Source organism: Brevibacillus sp. HB2.2 (assembly GCF_013284275.1).
Classification (GTDB): Bacteria; Bacillota; Bacilli; order Brevibacillales; family Brevibacillaceae; genus Brevibacillus; species Brevibacillus brevis_D.
Genome location: NZ_JABSUV010000031.1, coordinates 14287 through 32432, shown reverse-complemented (window position 1 = coordinate 32432; position 18146 = coordinate 14287). Strand labels below are relative to the sequence as shown.

Sequence of the window (18146 nt, the reverse complement as noted above, 5' to 3'; positions counted from 1 at the left end):
GTGGCATACATGGTGTATTGTAGAGGAATAGTGACGGTCGAAGTGGAATCCTTGAAGAGGCAGTTTGAGAGGAAACAAAAGATTGTTGAACACGTACTTACAGAAAAAGGAGGGCGCAGGATGGCAAAACTCCTCGTAGTTGACGATGAAAAACCGATTGCAGATATTTTGAAATTCACGTTTGAAAAAGAAGGATATCAGGTCGTATGTGCCTACGATGGTGATGAGGCACTTGTCGTGGTCAAGGATGAGCGACCAGATCTGATTTTATTAGATGTTATGCTTCCGGGCAGAGACGGAATGGACGTATGCCGAACCGTTCGCCAAACGTATGATGTTCCGATCATCATGCTGACTGCCAAAGACTCTGAATTGGATAAAGTACTCGGGCTGGAATTAGGCGCGGACGATTACGTGACGAAGCCATTTAGTACGCGTGAGCTGGTAGCCCGTGTAAAGGCACATTTACGCCGTAACCGCTCGAAAGTGGAAGAGAAGGATAGTCAGCATGTACTGCGCGTGCATGAGCTGGAAATCGATTTGAACTCGTATACCGTCGAAAAGGTGGGAGAAGCATTAGAGCTGACGCACCGTGAGTTTGAGCTGCTGGTGTACCTCGCTCGCCATCAAGGACAAGTATTGACGAGAGAGCATCTCCTGCAGTCGGTCTGGGGATTTGACTATTTTGGCGATGTGCGGACGGTAGATGTGACCATCCGTCGTTTGCGTGAAAAAATCGAGGATGATCCAAGCCAGCCGAAGTACATTATCACGCGGCGTGGTTTGGGCTATACATTACGTAATCCCGGCATGGGAGGCCAGCCTGGATGAGGCGGCTGTTCAAAACCGTTCAGTGGAAAATGGTCATCATTTACATGCTGTTGATTTTGCTTGCGATGCAATTTATTAGCGCGTATTTTGCCCGGGAAGTCGAGAGCTACTACATCAACAACTTTTCCGAGGCCTTGAATGGACAAGCCAGTTTGTTAGCGAGTTTGCTGGAAAGCGATTTGCGCCCGCATGACGGGAAGGAATCCAACACCGAACAAAATCGTCAGTACATCGACAACCTGATCAACAACCTGGTAAAAATCAATGGAGCCAATGTGCAGGTCATCGATCAGACAAGAACGGTGGTTGCGACGACAGAGGACAAAAGTACAATTGGACAGCGAACCTCGCAGCCTGAGGTGACGGTTGCCTTGCTCGGGACGCGCAGTGAATCGATGCGGATCGACCCGAAGACAGGGGCGCGGGTGAAAGTATTGGCATTACCTGTTAAGGGCGATCAGATTGTATACGGTGCGGTCTACATGGTCGCTTCGATGGAAGGCACTTATGCGACGATTGGTAAAATGAACGGCATCTTGGGGACAGGTACGATGATCGCGATGGTCATTACGGCGGTGCTCGGGGTCGTATTGGCCCGCACTATCACCAAGCCTGTGAAGGAGATGACCCGTCAGGCGCGATTGGTGGCAGACGGGGATTTTAACAGTAGTGTACGTATCTATAGCGATGATGAAATTGGCCAACTCGGTATGGCCTTTAATCATATGACCTTGCGTTTGCAGGAAGCCATCTTGCAGCAAGAGGAAGAGCGTGAGAAGCTCGCAGGAATTTTGAGCAACATGACGGACGGTGTTATTGCCGCTAACCGAAATGGACAAATCATCCTGTTTAATCGAGCCGCAGAAGATATGTTGCAGGTGACGATGGCTGACGTCCTTCTCAAGAGGCGCACCTTGTACGATCTGTTGGGTCTGCCGCCAGAAGATGAGATGTCGCTCTACGCGCAGGAAGAACCGCTTATCATTGAGATGACGCTGCCGAATAAGGAAGAAGTCATCCTGCGTGTGACGTTTACGCCCTTGCAGCACGATAGCAAAAAAATGGGTGGGATCATTGCTGTTGTAGCCGATGTGACGGATCAGCAGCGACTGGAGCAGCAGCGCCGTGAATTCGTGGCGAATGTATCGCATGAGCTACGGACACCACTGACGACCATTAAAAGCTACGTGGAAGCGCTCCTGGATGGTGCAGTAGAAGAGCCGGAGCTGTCCCAACGGTTCTTGAAGGTTACGTCGTCGGAGACAGAGCGCATGATTCGCTTGGTAAACGATTTGTTGCAGCTATCGCGTTTTGATTCGCAAGGGGTCCGTTTGCATTGCAAGGAAGCGGATCTCAATCGATTGCTTCACTATGCTGCTGATCGTTTTTCCATGTTCAGTGAGCAACAGGAGGTTCAGCTCAGTCTGGATATGCCGAGCAAGCTTCCGCTGGTTTACATTGATCTGGATGCGATCAATCAAGTATTGGATAATCTTCTGTCCAATGCGATCAAGTATACGCCTCAAGGAGGCACTGTGGTTCTCATGGCAAAAGAGAACCAGAAGCAAAGGCGGGTTCAAATCTCTATCACCGACACAGGAATTGGTATTCCTAGCCGCGATCTGAAGCGAATCTTTGAGCGCTTCTACCGCGTAGACAAGGCGCGTTCGCGCGGCCAGGGTGGAACAGGTCTGGGATTGGCGATTGCCCGCGAATTAGTACAGGCACACGGTGCAGATATCGAGATTACGAGTGAATGGAACGTGGGAACGACAGTCACGTTCTGGGTGCCATTTGCCCAAGGAGGAAAAACGGGATGAAGCGGATGCTAGAGCCTGCCAAGACCGTCTTACTCAATCTGCTAGTGCTAGCCAGCTTTGTTTTGACAGCGATGTTGTGGTCGAATCAACCCAACCTTCAATTTATTGAACCGGCAGAGTACACGCAGTCTAAGCCCGTTCAGGAAAAACAACTCGAACAGCTCGTTACGCCGGAATCCGTTGTTTTTCACTATGGGGAAGATCGCCATACGAAAGCATCCGCAACCGATGCTCCTTACAGTTTAATCGTGCGAGAAATGTCGAAATGGATCTTCCTCGATTTTTCTCCGCTCACCATCTCCAATGAGAAATGGGAAGATATTGCCCGGGAAAAGATGGGGTTGGAAGTGCGCTTTCGGAGCACGGTTCCCTTGTCAATTGTAGGTCGGCTGGTAACCTTTCGGGATGAGTTTGACAACCGAATGAAAGGGATTGACCGATTGTGGCTGTATTACGAGAAGGACGAGGATGTCGTCTACGCGTTGTTTTTGTCGACTGAGGAAGGTCGCATGATGCGTTCTCGAACATCGATCAGCCCTAAGGATTTGCGAGAATCGTATTTGGCTTCTGGTGATTTAATGCCTGAGCAAATCATGAAAATCGTCAAACCAGAGCGAAGCTTCGTAGATTTGGAAGGATCGGCGCTGATGTGGAGCACTTACTATTTGCCCAAGAATCAGATGCGCATGCAGCAATTCCGCTACAGCTACGTACCTGTTACGAATGATAGACTAATCGAGTCTTACTTTATCGATCAATCGCTCGTCAGACAGATCATGGAGCGGGATAAAACGGTTATTTTTACAGATGGCAGCAGATCGATTCAATTGAGATCGGAACAGCAGGCGTTCACGTTTACTGATCCGGCGTATCAACAGCGTGATCAGCAGCTGTCTGATGAAGAAAAAGTGCAGAGTGCCGTTACCTTTATGAATAAACACTTGGGCTGGCTTGATGAGTATCATTTTGAACGAATCAAGAAGAGCTACAATGAAAAAGACTTGATCACATTCCGCCAGTACGTGGGGGCGTATCCCTTGATTAGTGAGGGGGAAGCCAAGCAAATCGATACAATCCAAATGACCTCAGAGGCAGGCCAGGTTGTGACGATGAGCCGATCGCTGCTGGATTTGGACAAGTATATCGACAATAAAGAGTGGACGATCATGTCTGGTCCGGAGCTGTATCAATATATTCGTGACAAAAAACTGGCGGACACCGAAAAAATCACGAACGCTTATTTGGCTTACCATACCAAAGTAGGCGAGGGAAACGTGGACTTGATGCCAATCTGGGTTGTGGAATTGGCGAATCAGGCGAGCCTGTATATTTCTGCGCACACCACGCAGGGAGGAGGGAAGGCGCATGGATTGGAGTAGAACCAAGACGATTCTGATCTGGGCCTTTCTTCTCCTCGATTTGTTTCTCCTGTATCAGGTGTATGTGACGCGCATTAGCCTGTGGAATGATAAGGAAGTCGCACAAAGTGAGAAATGGAATACAGAGCTGTACTTGAATCAGCAAAATATCACATTGGATACAGAAGTGCCGCAGGATACACCGGCAATGTCCAATTTGGATGCGGAGTATGTCGGGATTAATCCGATTTCCTTGCATGAGATATCAGAGCTTCAGGCAACGGTAGAAAAAATGGCGTTAGCTGCCAAGCTGGACCCACCGATGCAGATTCGTGGTCAGTTGAATCCTCAGGAGCTCTTGCGTCAAATTGGGCCGAGGCTGATTTATTCCGATCAATACGTAGCCGATCCGTATCAATCGAATCAAGCGCGGCTTTTGTATTGGCAGGTCTATGATAAGATGCCAGTATTCGTTGCTCCGTTAGAAATGTATTTGGACAACGGAACGGTACTTGGCTACAGGCAGACCTTTTTCCACCTTCGCAAGCAACAGGGGGAACGACAGGTGATCTCTGGTTATGCGGCCCTACGCTCCCTGGTGGACAAGCAAATCATTACACCAGGGGAACGGATTGAAAATGTGAGCCTGGGTTATTACGGTTCTTACGATGCAGATATTCAGACGCTGGTGCCTGTATGGCGTGTGGTTCACGATGGCAAATGGCATTTTGTCAACGCGATTACAGGGGCTCTGGAGCGTCCGATGGTCACGCAGCGCTGAATAGATAGACAACCTGGGATAGATACGGGAAGAGGGATGTTCGGTGAGATTTAGTGTGTTAGCAAGCGGGAGTACGGGTAACGCCATTTATGTGGCAACAGACCGTGTTTCCGTATTGATCGATGTAGGGATTACTGGAAAGCAAGCAGAAGCGGCACTGGAGACCATTGGTGTCAATCCCGCAGAGCTGAGCGCCATTCTCGTTACCCATGAGCACGTCGACCATATTAAAGGAGTTGGCGTCATGGCGCGGCGATATGGATTGCCGATTTACGCCAATGAAAAGACATGGTCGGAGCTGGATGGGCAAATCGGGACGATCAAGGAAGATCAGCGCCGCTTCTTTTCTGTGGGGGAAAAGAAAGAGTTGGAGGATTTGGGCATCGAGTCATTCGGAATCTCGCATGATGCCGCCGAGCCCATGGGCTTCTGTTTTTATGATGGCAAGAAAAAGCTCAGTGTCGCAACAGATCTGGGGTATGTCAGCGATCGGATCAAGGAGACGATTCGTGGAGCAGATGCATATGTGTTCGAGTCCAATCATGACGTTGAGCTGCTGCGCATGTCCCAGTATCCTTGGAGCATCAAGCGACGTATCTTGAGTGATGTCGGGCACTTGTCCAATGAAGCGGCGGGCGATGCTTTGCTCGATTGTCTAACAGGTGGAGCAGAGCGTGTATACCTCGCCCACTTGAGTAAGGAAAACAACATGATTGATTTGGCCCGACTGACGGTCAAAAACATCTTGGAGGAGCGGGGGCTGTCTGTTGGTAACGATGTGCATCTGCGCGATACGTACCCGGATCGACCTACCAAGCTGGAAGAGCTATAAGATTGGTTTGATCCCTGCTTGACGACTGGCGATGCGCTCTGTGAGCTCCGCATACGTATCGATATGGAAAGTTAATTGTGTATCGAGCTCATTCACTTTGGCAGCCAGCTCGTCATGTGTCAGCAGTCCTTTGGCTACGAGCAGCTCGATTAGGGCATGCAGGATAAGCGTATTGTGGTAGTCTACTTCCTGAAGATCAGCCAGTTTGGCGATGAGGTGGACTTCTTTCAAGTCTATCAATCCTTTCTAAAAGCTTTTAATCTATCATATCCGTGCTCTCGGAGAAATATTCCGGGAGCTTTTTTGTATTCCACAACCTTTCCATAATTCTCACGCCATTTTGCCGAAAGCTGGTCGTATACTAAGGGTGTCAAAAGGAACAGACATCAACGGAATCAACCATACAAACCAAATACGGCGCATGTCATTGTGTATACGAGCATGAAAAACCTGCAAAGCTAGTAATGGTAGAAGATAGAAAGGAGAGGTATGAATCATGGGTTTCTATGATGATTTCACTCACGTGGAGCGAAAAAAACAACGCGGTTCTAACATTGGACGTATGGTTGTGACGTCAGTAACGTCCGCGGTAATTGGGGGGATGGTCGTCCTGCTCACGCTGCCGACTCTCTCCAATGCGGGATATATTAATATGGTTAAGCCTGGAACAGAAAATGCGATAAGCAGCAATGCCTCCTCCGCCTCTAGCCTGTTTGCTAAGCCAGTATCTGTGAGTGTAGGATCGGGTACAGTAGAGGCGGTGAAACAAGTAGAAAATGCGATCGTTGGTGTAATCAACATCGGTCAGCGCAGAAACAGTTGGATGCAGAACTCGATGGATGTAGAGCAGGGCCAAGGCTCTGGTGTCATCTTTCAGAAAAAAGGCGGAAAAGCCTACATCGTTACCAACTACCACGTAATCGATAAGGCGCAAAAGCTGGAAGTCGCCCTGCCAACAGGGGAAAAAGTATCGGCGAAAGTAGTCGGTGCCGATGGTTACGCCGATCTGGCTGTACTGGAAATCGACGCCTCCAAGGTTACGGACGTTGCTGAGTTTGGGGATTCCTCTACCTTACAGGTGGGCGAACCGGCCATTGCTATCGGGAACCCATTGGGTATGCAGTTCTCCCGGACCGTTACACAAGGTATCATCAGTTCCAAAGAACGCTCCATGCCGATGGACTTTAACGAAGATGGCCAGGACGACTGGGAGCTGGACGTCATTCAAACAGACGCAGCGATCAACCCTGGTAACAGCGGTGGTGCCCTCGTAAACATTGAGGGACAGGTCATCGGGATTAACACTTTGAAGATTTCCAAAACAGGTGTCGAAGGGTTAGGTTTTGCCCTCCCGATCAATGATGTCAAAGTAATCGTGGACCAGCTGATGGAAAAAGGCACGCTGCAACGTTCTTACCTCGGTGTGCAGCCACTCGACTTGGCCAATGTGCCACGCTACGAATGGAAAGAAACCTTGAATCTGCCTGATCAAGTGCAAAGTGGCGTTGTCGTCCAAACGGAGGTAGGCAAATTCTCTCCTGCGGGTCAAGCGGGCTTGAGACAATTCGACGTCATTATCAAGCTGGATGACAAGAACATTTCCACAAGCGCTCAGCTGCGGAAGTATTTGACGATGAACAAAAAGCCGGGCGATACGATGGACGTTACGTACTATCGTGACGGTATCCAGAAGACTGCCAAAGTGAAGCTGACCGCTCCACCACAGCAGTAAAAAGCACTGACCAAGACATTTTGTGGGCAGGCATGTGAAGGAATCAAACGTTGACGGGCAATTCCGGGATGCATTTTGTCCCGTTTGCATATATGCAGTATCCTAAGTTCCCCCCTCTATCTATTTTAAATAGATCCCTTCTTAAGAGCGCCGAGCTGATACGGCGCTCTCTTTTTTTGTTGGTCGGTCGAGCTTTCGGTGGAGGAGAGAAAAAAGAAGAAAACGCTCAAGTTCTTGGGATACCTGCCGGGAGGCGGTTCTGCCCAGCTCCATGGAAAAAGCGAAACCCGCGTCCAAAGTCGCGTAGCTACGTAGTGTCTCAGAGGTGGACGCTAAAGGCTGGTTTCCCTTTTTCCATTGCGCTTCGGATGGTATCCCAAAGACTTTCGCTGTTTTCTTCTTTTTTCTCTCTACAGCTTTAATTGTCCGACGAGGTTTTCAAAATAAAAGCTATAAAAATATAAAGGCATATGATTGCAAACACATCGATGTCTTTTTGGTGGATTCATTTGTTTTGTTGCGGTTCTGGGGTAGAATAGGAAGCGACAATTATGAACGGAAAAGAGGCATTTGATATGGACATGAAGATGAAAAGCTTGCAAATAGAAGGCAAAGAAGTTGAGCTGTTGGCGGAATATCCGGTGCGGTTTGCTTGCATGGAGCATTTGGAGCAGGAGTTGGATGATTACGTAAACGATTTTGAGGCGGCGCCGGATACGTATGCAGCACAGGCGATTGAGGGCGATGGAGTAGACAAGCGTTGTCGGGAATGTGGAGAGCCTGCGCAGATTGCGCTTTTGAAAGAGAAGGGAATGTAGGATCATGCAGATTTCGATTATTACAGTAGGGAAGCTGAAGGAGAAGTATTTGCGTGAGGGCATTGATGAATACAGCAAGCGTCTGTCTGCTTATTGCAAGCTGCAAGTGATCGAGGTCAATGATGAAAAAGCGCCGGAAGAGATGAGTGCGGCGGAGATGGAGCAGGTGAAGCGCAAGGAAGGCGAGCGTATCCTGGCGCAGATCAAGCAGGATCAGTATGTGATTGCGTTGGCGATTGATGGTCAAATGTGGTCATCGGAGAAGCTGTCTGCGGAGATGGACAAGCTGGCTTTGCATGGGCGCAGTCAGGTGGCGTTTTTGATTGGCGGGTCGCTGGGGTTGGCTGATCAGGTGTTGAAGCGGGCGGATGCGTTGTTGTCGTTTTCGAAGATGACGTTTCCGCATCAGTTGGTGAGGTTGGTGCTGCTGGAGCAGGTTTATCGGGCGTTTCGGATTAGTCGGGGGGAGCCTTATCACAAATGACGCAAATTTTTTGAATAAAACAGGGAAATACCCTTATTTTAATGGGTATTTCTCTGTGTGGGTTTAATTAATTTTACACTACTGAAAAGGAACAGAGCCCCCTTTAAGGTATGAAGGAGGCTCTCTCAAAAATTAAGTCAGACGTTACGGGCGATAGGATTTAAGAAGGCTTAAAATTCTTCGGGTGAAAGAAATTTTTGAATTATGGATTCAGCGGATGTTGTCAAATAGGGATTTTCATACGATACCACAAGCTGTCCTGGAAAGTATTCTTCATAAACGGTTTGTTTTTTTACCCAATGTGAATCGTACTCCATGTTGCCGATCAAACCAAGATGCTCCCAGTAGAATTCTTCCCCATTTATTGTAATCGTGAAGTCAGGTGATAATCGGCTTCCAGACCCATAGCCCAACTCTTTTTCATATTCGTAGGAAACACCGTACTGGTGCAGCAAGTTGGCTATGATGACCTCGGATTTCGAGCGAACTAAATCTCCTTTGGTAGTCTTATAAATTCGATCCAACAAAAACTTGGGCACGCCTAAATGCCGACCGATTTCTTGATGGATTTGTCTTGAATTCTCACAGTTTTCGATCAGGTGTACAAAATAGTCAAGAAGCGCATGCTTGTATGAACGTTTCTCTGCGCTGTACTGTTCGAGTTGCTGTAAGGCCTGATCATCGAGCTCTTCGGCATGACTGTAAATAATTAGACACTTGCCCAGACTCTTCGCAAGCTTTACTTGCTCTGTGACAATGGCTTCAAACACAATCGTACTGATCTCCTGCACGGACTTTCCGCTCTTCTTCATCGTGGTGATCATATTTTTGGTTTTTGTTAAGCCGATAAGTTCCTTCAACGCTTCATGCTTCACATCGTTGAAGACATAGGATTGGCGGTCCTTTTCAAATTCGTTAATACCCTCAAGTATGGTTTGTTTAAGAACCGCGCCGATGTTCTTTTTCTGGGTTTTTACAGCGCCGTCGCTACCAAATTTCTCCGCCAACTTCTGAATCTGATCGGCTGAAAGGGAGGTCCCGGCGCCTGACTCCATAAAGCGGTCAAAATAATCGTGGAAATGCGCTTTGATTTCCGTTATCACTTGCTCGATATGCTGCTCTTCATATGTCCTCGATAGCATTCGGATAATACAGGGTACCAGCCTCCTTATTCTTGCAGAAATTTATGTAATCCAACCTACAAAATATAAATACGAATGGGAAGGTGAATAGTATGCCACCCTTTTAATTCGACAGAATTATGGGGATCCCTACCAAGATATGGGTGAGTACTAATTGTATTGTGTGTTCCCTATGATCCGGGACAATTGCTTGTCGATCAAACATCGCTCTAATTATAATATCTTATTTATTCTGCTGTTGAGACAATTTCATTCGAAAATTCAGACTAAGTAGTATCTAATTGCTAGGCGGGAGCCCTTACCTTTTGGCGGGGCGTAAAGAATATCATGTTTGACCTTTGAATCATACATGGCATCACAGCAAGTTGGCATTCTGTTCTTTACTGCAGGTGAACCAAAAACAACTTTGTGAAGTTCGCCTGCAATGATATCCATGTGCGTCTTGCCTTCGAGTCGCGCTTGAATAAGAATTTCTTCAAGTTGCTTTTTACACAAATCGATTGGTCTTTGATCCACTACAAAATCCCCTCCAAATTGGAAGAAATATAGCATATCTGCATACCCCTAAAGCAAGCGTTGTTGTGATTAGCTTTGTTCGCGGGTGATTATGAGGAGATCGTCTATTAATGACGATCTCCTGTAATACGAGTTAAAGAGTAGACGGATCTTCTAATTGAATATAGAAGGGTCCAGCCATGCGCTTGCACCAAGCAAGTGAAGACAAAATGGTACCTCCCTCAAACTTAGGTGGCCCCTCGATCCAAGTATCAGACCATACAAGGCAGTCAGCTTCTTGTTGTTCGAGGTCAACGGAAACGTAGACATCCGTACCATCAACATATTCGCAAAGGCCGTAGGAGCCGTTTGTTCGAAGGACTACCCGCACAAAGTGGGTTGGCTTTCCTGTACTCAAGTACGATTCACGGAGCACAGCATCGTCTAAAGAATAAGGGAGGAAATCAGCAGTCTCCAGCGTCTCCTCGAACGGGATCACTGCTGCAGACATGATCCATACGTTATCATCATACATTTGCTCCTCAGCGTTGTACCCGTTCCTCTCGAATGCGGTTTTTAGCTTGTCAAGAATTAGTTCATTCACAGTTTTCATTTTGCTTTGGGGCTGGCCCTAAAAAATGCTTCTGGGTGTTTTCATCAAAGTTCAGTTCGATCGTTTCGATCTTCGGTCCTTGACGCTAATTTGCTTGATGATCAGGTGGAGTAGAGACTTGATTTGCTCGGTAGGTGCATTTCCGAGAATATGATCGAGTTGGCCAAGGGTAGCCCGAACGTAGTTGAGGTCGATCAGCTGGCTGTTGTCGTTACCGAGCTCCCATTCGATCTCTGATTTTCTGGCGAGAAGCCGCTCCCTCTCTGCTTTCAGCTCATCCAGCCGGTTGGCAAGGGTTTCGGGGTCGACCAACTCGTCCTCGAATAGGCTAAAATACTTTTGCCGTTTCCCCTCGATCGAATCCACCTTTTGATTGATGTGCTTAAGCTCATCTTGGAGCGGAGCAGTGTTTCCTTTCCGCTGCTGGTTCATGGTCAGTACAATATCCATGAGAATGCGCTCGTTGTTAATCACCTCCTTAATGCGCTGGTACACGAACGATTCGGGGTAGTCCGCCTTCACACTGTTGGCGCGGCATACGGAACTACCCTTGCTCTTGAAGTTACCACAGGAATAGTAGCGGCGAACGATTCTCGTACCGTCTTTCAGTTTGTTGACGGTTCGGCTCGCGACCATTGCTGCGCCACACTGTGGGCATCTCATGAGGCCAGTCAGGGTGTACTTGCCGTCGAAGGTTCTCGATGAGGCAACAGCTTTGGACAACTGGAGGAGCTGGACTTTTTCCCAGAGCTCCTCGGAAATGATCGGCTCATGCTCCCCGTCGACAATAATAGGGTTATCGTTTTTTCCCTTACGACGGCGCTCGTTCCAGTTCTCTAAAGGGAAATTGTAGCCCCCCTGAGATATTCAAATTCAATAAATCCATCTCAGGGGGGACTACCTTGTTAATAATAATCCAAAAGAACTACTTGTAAGTATGATTTTACAGGAACTAGGAACAACCTGTTGAATTAATAATTATGAGCATTCTTGCGCTTTAACGAACATTCGTTTCCTGACAGCATAATAACATCATCACATGATAGAATGTTGTAAGTGCATATTCAGCCTGTTAATGATGAGGTGGATATATGAAAACAAGCAACTTTGCTTTTTTAGCAGAAAAATGGCCGATCCTAGCATCACTCGGTCAATTAGCTGAGGAATACCTTCTTAAAGATCCCAATACAGCGATGGTTAAGATTCGTCAGTTTGGGGAGACGCTAGCTCAGCTGATTTTAGCAATAGAAAAGGTAGCGGAGCCTGAGGACAGGTCACAAAATGCTCGATTACAAGTATTTCGCCGGGAGGACTTGGTCCCTTCAGAGATGGTGTCCTTTTTTCACTCGATCAAAAATATCGGGAACAATGCCGTGCATGCTTTGCATGATTCTAAGGGTGACGCCAAAGCAGCCATTTCCTACGCATTCACACTGGCGGTATGGTTTATGCAAACCTACGGTGATTGGAGATTTGAACCGCAACCCCTTGACCTCACAAGGGCAGAACAACCTAGCGTCGACAATGAGGTCGTCCTCACCAAACTATCCGCTGATTACGAGAAGAAAATAGAAGAGTTGCAAGGTCAGCTGGAGCAATTCCGCCGGGCGCAGTCTACAGTGGAAGAACGAAACAAACGTAGAAAACAGTCTGGTAAGGTCGCCGCTGCACTTCTAGACGAAGCAGAGACAAGAAGGCAATTCATCGACCTGCAACTACGGAACGCTGGCTGGGAAGTGGATTCAGATGCCTTGAAGTATTCAAAGGGTACACGTCCTGAAAAGGGGAGAATCCTGGCTATTGCTGAGTGGCCATCTAAAAAGGGGCGGGCAGACTATGCACTTTTTGTTGGGCTGAAAATGGTCGGTATCATCGAGGCAAAGAAAAAGGCAAAAGATGTATTGTCTGACCTGGCCCAGGCTAAGAAGTATGCAAAAGAAGTACAGCATGGGGGAGAAGAAGAGCCTGTTGGAACCTGGGGAGAATATACCGTGCCGTTCCTGTTTTCCACGAACGGTAGACCCTATCTCCAGCAACTTGAAACGAAATCAGGGATTTGGTTTCTAGATGCACGAAAGAACACTAATCATCCTCGTGCACTGAGGGACTGGTACGCGCCAGGAGAACTTCTGGAGATGCTTAAGCAGGACATCGACGAAGCTCAATCTAAGCTCCAGAGTGAACCACTGGACTACCTTGGTTTGAGGGAATACCAGTATCGAGCGATTAAGGCCGTTGAGGATTCCCTTGGCGAAGATCAACGTAACATTCTGATTGCTATGGCTACGGGGACAGGTAAGACGAGAACGACGATCGGGCTCATTTATCGCCTTATCAAAGCGAAACGATTCAGACGCATTCTCTTTCTTGTAGACAGAGAGGCTCTCGGGCAGCAGGCACAGGATGCTTTCGAAGAATCTAGGATGGAAGACTTTAATACCTTCACGGAAATATTTGAACTGAAAGGTTTGACTGATAAACGACCAGAGGCAGAGACTAAGGTTCACATTGCCACTGTGCAAGGGATGGTGAAGCGGATCCTATTCCCTAGCGACAGTGATACGGTACCAACGGCAGGTCAGTACGACTGTATTGTAGTTGATGAGGCGCACCGCGGCTACATCCTTGACAAGGAAATGACGGAGATCGAATACCAATTCCGCGACCAGAATGATTATATCAGTAAGTATCGGACCGTACTTGAGCATTTCGATGCTGTGAAAATTGGTTTGACCGCAACACCAGCCTTGCACACGACGGAAATTTTTGGCCCCCCTGTTTTCACATATTCGTATCGGGAGGCCGTAATTGATGGATATCTAGTAGATCATGAGCCGCCGCATCAGCTGGAAACCAAACTAAAGAAACACGGTATCCAGTGGAAAGTAGCTGAGCAGGTCGAGGTCTACAAAACAAATTCCAACACCGTGGAGACAGAATATCTTTCTGATGAAGTGAACATCGAAATTGAAGGCTTCAACAAGATGGTGATCACGGAAAACTTCAATCGAACGGTAATTGCCGAGTTGGTGAAGTATATTGATCCTGTTTTGGATGGCAAAACGTTGGTGTTCGCGGCTACAGATGCCCATGCCGATCTTGTGGTGAAGATCTTCAAAGAAGAATTGACCAAAGAATTTGGAGAGGTCGATGATGATGCTGTTCAAAAGATTACAGGCACGATTCACAAACCGTCGGAAGCCATTAAAAAGTTCAAGAACGAGAAGTTGCCTAATATCGTCGTAACGGTGGACCTGCTTACAACAGGCGTTGACGTTCCCAAAATCACCAATATTGTGTTTTTGCGCAGAGTAAAATCGCGTATTTTATACGAGCAGATGTTGGGACGTGCTACCCGATTGTGTCCAGAGATAGGCAAAACGCATTTTTCCATTTTTGACGCGGTAGGACTGTATGAGGCATTAGAATCGGTTAGTACCATGAAACCGGTCGTTGTGAACCCTTCTGTGACATTCAAGCAGTTGGTTGAGGAACTCCAGCATATCGAAGACGCGAAGCAGCAAGACGACCATATTCAGCAAATCATCGCCAAACTGCAGCGTAAGAAAAAGCTTCAAAAGCGAGAGCAACAAGAGGAGTTTAAGACGTTGTCGGGTGGGCTGAGTGTGGATGAGATGATCGAATGGCTAAGAAATACTCCTTCTGTGGATACGCGGAAAGTATTGTATGACAACCAGCGTCTCGTTACATTTTTGGATGAAAAGTTTAGCGAACCGACCAAGCTATACATTTCCCGCCATGAGGACGAACTTCTCAGCCATGAGAGGGGCTACGGGAAGGCAAAGAAACCGGAGGATTATCTAGACCAGTTTGCCGCCTTCATCCGTGAGAACATGAATGAGATTCCGGCATTGCAGATTGTTTGTACAAGACCGCGGGATCTGACGAGGCAGGATTTACGCGAATTGCAGGTGATTCTTGCCCAAAAGGACTTTACCGAGACGAACCTTCGCACCGCTTGGGCACAGATGACCAATCACGAGATAGCTGCGGACATTATCGGATTCATTCGTCAGAGAGCTCTAGGAAGCCCGCTCGTTGGACACGAAGAGCGTATTAAAGCAGCGATGCGCAAAATCTATTCGATACGGGCATGGGACCCACGGCAAAAGCAATGGTTGGACCGAATAGAGAAGCAATTGCTAAAAGAAACTGTCTTGGGACCGTCAGCGCAAGAGGCGTTCAGTGTTGCCCCATTCAATCAGGATGGGGGGTTCAATCGGATCAACCGGATCTTTGATGGTCAGTTACAGCAGGTGCTAGACGATATTAACGAAGCGTTATACGCATGATGAAGGGATGAAACTAAGACCTCATGAATACACAAGAAATCGTACAGAAACTATGGAATTTATGTAACGTATTGCGGGATGACGGTATTACTTATCACCAATACGTGACTGAACTAACCTATATCCTCTTCTTAAAGATGATGAAGGAAACCGAGCAAGAAAAGAATATTCCCGAAGGTTATCGTTGGGATCAGCTGGTTGAGAAAGACGGCGTGGAGCTTATGCGGTTCTATCGCCAGCAGCTGCTTGACCTTGGAACCAAGGGTAATGCTAAGGTTAGGCAGATTTATGCTAACGCTTCTACGAATATTGCGGCTCCCGCAAACCTAAAGAAAATCGTTTCGTCGATTGACGAGCTGGATTGGTTCAGTGCCAAGGAGGAAGGCTTGGGTGATCTGTACGAAGGCCTTCTGGAGAAAAACGCGAACGAGAAGAAGTCTGGAGCGGGACAATACTTCACACCGAGGCCTTTGATCAACGTCATGGTGGAACTGATAGATCCTCAGCCGGGTGAGCGCTGCAACGACCCGGCAGCAGGGACATTTGGTTTCATGATTGCGGCTGACCAGCACGTACGAAACAAAACAGGGAACTATTATGATTTGGGAGAGCACGAGGCGGATTTTCAACGTAAAGAAGCATTCAGCGGTTGCGAACTGGTTCAAGACACCCACCGGCTCGCCCTTATGAACGCCATGCTCCATGGTATTGAAGGGGAAATTTTGCTCGGTGACTCGCTCTCTAACCTAGGGAAAACGATGGGCAATATGGATGTCATTCTGACGAATCCCCCGTTTGGCACAAAAAAAGGTGGTGAACACCCGACGCGGGACGATTTGACGTTTGCTACCTCCAACAAGCAGCTCAATTTCCTGCAGCACATTTACCGTGCGTTGAAGCCTAACGGCAAAGCGAGAGCGGCGGTCGTATTGCCGGACAACGTCCTTTTCCAGGACGGCGACGGCCAGAAAATTCGGGCTGACTTGATGGACAAATGCAATTTGCACACCATTTTGCGGCTACCAACCGGTATTTTTTATGCTCAGGGTGTGAAGACAAACGTGCTCTTTTTTACCCGCGGCGAAACAGACAAGGGTAATACTAAGGAGGTCTGGTTTTATGATCTACGGACCAATATGCCCAAATTTGGAAAGAGGACTCCGTTTACAGAAGAATATTTCGAGGGATTTGTAAAGGCGTTTAACGCAGAGGATCGCACTAAACTACAGGATGAGCGTTGGAAAGTATACTCTAGAGAAGAGATAAAGTTTAAGGGTGATAGCTTAGACCTCGGGTTGGCTGTTAATGACTCAATGATGTCGTATCTGGATGTAGCCGATCCGATAGAATCGGCCGAAAATACAATTTCAAAATTAGGGCAGGCTATCACGCTCCTTGAAGAAGTAATTAAGGACCTGAAATTAACCAAGGGAGAAAAAGAATGAGCAGTACCCAAAAACGTTTAGATCCACTTCAAAAGAATCCAGTGCGGGCATTGTTTCAAGTAAAGGAAAATTGGGTTTGGGCAAATCTAGGAGAGTTGTGCAATATTTCAACTGGGCGGCTAGATGCAAATGCAGCTGTAGATGGTGGAATCTATCCCTTCTTCACCTGTGCAAAGGAAATATCGTATATCGATACTTACGCTTTTGATAATGAGGCTTTACTGATCGCGGGGAATGGTGCTTTTAATGTAAAATATTATAAAGGCAAATTCAATGCATATCAAAGAACCTATGTCTTGCAAGACTTTAAAGGACATACCCCCTATTTCTACTATTATCTATTATTCACACTTGAAGAATTAACGAAAGGAAATCGTGGCTCGACAATAAAATATATACGTCTTGGGGATTTAATAAATCACCCCGTATGTGTACCTCCACTAGAAGAGCAGGTACAGATTGTAAAAAGAATTGAGTCCATGTTTGAGAAAGTAAATTCTGCTAGATCTCTCTTAAAGCAGATACTTGGTTCGACCTCTGAAAAAATTGATTCGTTCGTTAACATTGCTCTTTTGGGAGGAATAACTGAGAAATTTAGAGAACAGAACGACCTTGAACATGCCGAGGAATTGATGGAGCGGATTAGAGGAGAAAAAGTAAAGAGGCAGGGGTATGACCTTGGCCTTATTGGTAAAGGAAAGAGTAAAAAGAGTAAAAAGAGTAATAAATATAATTCACTAGGATCAATTAATACTGAAGGACTACCTGAACTACCTGATGGTTGGTGCTGGGTTTCACTTGGGGAGCTGGTTGAAAGGATCGAAGCAGGAAAGAGTCCAGCAGCACAAGGGCGCCCCGCCACCGCCGGTGAATATGGTGTTTTAAAGGTAAGTGCAGTAAGTTGGGGGGAATTCCTACCCGATGAAAATAAAGCCTTATTTCCGGGTTTTGATGTCACCGGATTGCCGGTAGTCCAGGCTGGAGATCTTTTAATTTCTAGGGCAAATACAGTAGAACTTGTTGGTGCCGTTGTTGTCGTGAAACAAGATTACCCCAATTTAATATTATCGGATAAGACACTTCGGTTAGTTCCCGTAAATAATGAGATAAACATTGATTACTTACTTTACGCTCTCCGAACACGGTACGTTCGGAGATTATTTGAACAAGCAACGGGAACTAGTGATTCTATGCGTAATTTAAGCCAAGAAAAAATATTACGGGCACCGATAGCTTTAGCTCCTTTAAAGGAGCAGCAGGTTATTGCTGACCAAATAAAAAGTTATGAACGGGGTCTAAAAGAAAGTTCTAAATTAGCTGCTGACTGTTTAGTTGAATTAGAAGCTCTTATTCACCAAATTCTCTATAATACCTTGACGTAACTAGTATTTCGAGGAGAATACTCAAAACCATAAGTCATCAGCAGATGACTTATGGTTTTTTATCTTTTATTCGCTGTTAGACCCGTTACGGTGAGCCTTA

Annotated in this window: 16 protein-coding genes; 11 read left to right on the top strand and 5 right to left on the bottom strand. The window is 46.9% G+C overall.

Annotated elements, in window-relative coordinates; translation table 11 throughout:
* Positions 1–120 precede the first annotated feature (120 nt).
* The 5 genes from yycF to HP401_RS31900 are packed head-to-tail and all read left to right on the top strand — an operon-like array spanning position 121 to position 5622.
* Positions 121–831 (top strand): response regulator YycF, encoded by a 711-nt coding sequence (gene yycF, locus HP401_RS31920; RefSeq protein WP_007720203.1) that lies wholly within the window; start codon positions 121–123, stop codon positions 829–831.
* Positions 828–2651 (top strand): cell wall metabolism sensor histidine kinase WalK, encoded by a 1824-nt coding sequence (walK, locus tag HP401_RS31915; protein WP_173606410.1) that lies wholly within the window; start codon positions 828–830, stop codon positions 2649–2651. Before yycF ends, walK begins: the two co-directional genes overlap by 4 nt.
* On the top strand, positions 2648–4030 hold the full coding sequence (locus HP401_RS31910; RefSeq protein WP_173606409.1) for a YycH family regulatory protein: 1383 nt from the start codon (positions 2648–2650) through the stop codon (positions 4028–4030). Before walK ends, HP401_RS31910 begins: the two co-directional genes overlap by 4 nt.
* Positions 4017–4790: a two-component system regulatory protein YycI gene (locus tag HP401_RS31905; RefSeq protein WP_087350572.1), complete on the top strand. Its 774-nt coding sequence runs from the start codon at positions 4017–4019 to the stop codon at positions 4788–4790. Before HP401_RS31910 ends, HP401_RS31905 begins: the two co-directional genes overlap by 14 nt.
* A 43-nt stretch (positions 4791–4833) precedes the next feature.
* Positions 4834–5622, top strand: coding sequence for an MBL fold metallo-hydrolase (locus HP401_RS31900; protein WP_015894070.1), 789 nt, complete (start codon positions 4834–4836; stop codon positions 5620–5622).
* Here the strand turns inward: HP401_RS31900 and HP401_RS31895 are convergent.
* Positions 5617–5853: a hypothetical protein gene (locus HP401_RS31895; RefSeq protein ID WP_173606408.1), complete on the bottom strand. Its 237-nt coding sequence runs from the start codon at positions 5851–5853 to the stop codon at positions 5617–5619. The two genes, HP401_RS31900 and HP401_RS31895, sit on opposite strands and share 6 nt — an antisense overlap.
* Before the next feature lie 265 nt (positions 5854–6118).
* On the opposite strand from HP401_RS31895, the gene HP401_RS31890 reads away from it, so the two are divergent.
* From HP401_RS31890 to rlmH, 3 genes are all read left to right on the top strand, one after another.
* Positions 6119–7354: a S1C family serine protease gene (locus HP401_RS31890; protein WP_173606407.1), complete on the top strand. Its 1236-nt coding sequence runs from the start codon at positions 6119–6121 to the stop codon at positions 7352–7354.
* A 551-nt stretch (positions 7355–7905) separates the two neighbouring features.
* Positions 7906–8172 (top strand): CxxH/CxxC protein, encoded by a 267-nt coding sequence (locus HP401_RS31885; RefSeq protein WP_254457141.1) that lies wholly within the window; start codon positions 7906–7908, stop codon positions 8170–8172.
* Positions 8173–8176: 4 nt separating this feature from the next.
* Positions 8177–8656 carry a 23S rRNA (pseudouridine(1915)-N(3))-methyltransferase RlmH gene (rlmH, locus tag HP401_RS31880; RefSeq protein ID WP_173606406.1) on the top strand — a complete coding sequence of 160 codons (480 nt, stop codon included), beginning with the start codon at positions 8177–8179 and terminating at the stop codon, positions 8654–8656.
* Between the two features lie 170 nt (positions 8657–8826).
* Here rlmH and HP401_RS31875 read toward each other — a convergent pair whose 3' ends face one another.
* The 4 genes from HP401_RS31875 to HP401_RS31860 all read right to left on the bottom strand — a co-directional run bounded on the left by HP401_RS31875 (position 8827) and on the right by HP401_RS31860 (position 11773).
* Positions 8827–9798, bottom strand: coding sequence for a PDDEXK family nuclease (locus tag HP401_RS31875; RefSeq protein ID WP_173606405.1), 972 nt, complete (start codon positions 9796–9798; stop codon positions 8827–8829).
* A gap of 261 nt (positions 9799–10059) precedes the next feature.
* On the bottom strand, positions 10060–10314 hold the full coding sequence (locus HP401_RS31870) for an HNH endonuclease (protein WP_173606404.1): 255 nt from the start codon (positions 10312–10314) through the stop codon (positions 10060–10062).
* Positions 10315–10447: 133 nt separating this feature from the next.
* Complete coding sequence (locus tag HP401_RS31865; RefSeq protein ID WP_173606403.1) at positions 10448–10897, bottom strand: hypothetical protein; 450 nt, start codon at positions 10895–10897, stop codon at positions 10448–10450.
* Positions 10898–10957: 60 nt separating this feature from the next.
* The gene (locus HP401_RS31860) at positions 10958–11773 is read right to left on the bottom strand and encodes a recombinase zinc beta ribbon domain-containing protein (protein ID WP_375140436.1); all 816 of its coding nucleotides are present in this window, start codon (positions 11771–11773) and stop codon (positions 10958–10960) included.
* Positions 11774–11997: 224 nt separating this feature from the next.
* Here HP401_RS31860 and hsdR point away from each other — a divergent pair, with 224 nt between their 5' ends.
* The 3 genes from hsdR to HP401_RS31845 are packed head-to-tail and all read left to right on the top strand — an operon-like array spanning position 11998 to position 18046.
* Positions 11998–15219, top strand: coding sequence for a type I restriction-modification system endonuclease (hsdR, locus tag HP401_RS31855; RefSeq protein WP_173606401.1), 3222 nt, complete (start codon positions 11998–12000; stop codon positions 15217–15219).
* Positions 15220–15242: 23 nt separating this feature from the next.
* On the top strand, positions 15243–16664 hold the full coding sequence (locus HP401_RS31850; RefSeq protein ID WP_173606400.1) for a class I SAM-dependent DNA methyltransferase: 1422 nt from the start codon (positions 15243–15245) through the stop codon (positions 16662–16664).
* Entirely contained in the window at positions 16661–18046 is a 1386-nt protein-coding gene (locus HP401_RS31845) for a restriction endonuclease subunit S (protein WP_173606399.1), read from the top strand. Before HP401_RS31850 ends, HP401_RS31845 begins: the two co-directional genes overlap by 4 nt.
* Positions 18047–18146 lie beyond the last annotated feature (100 nt).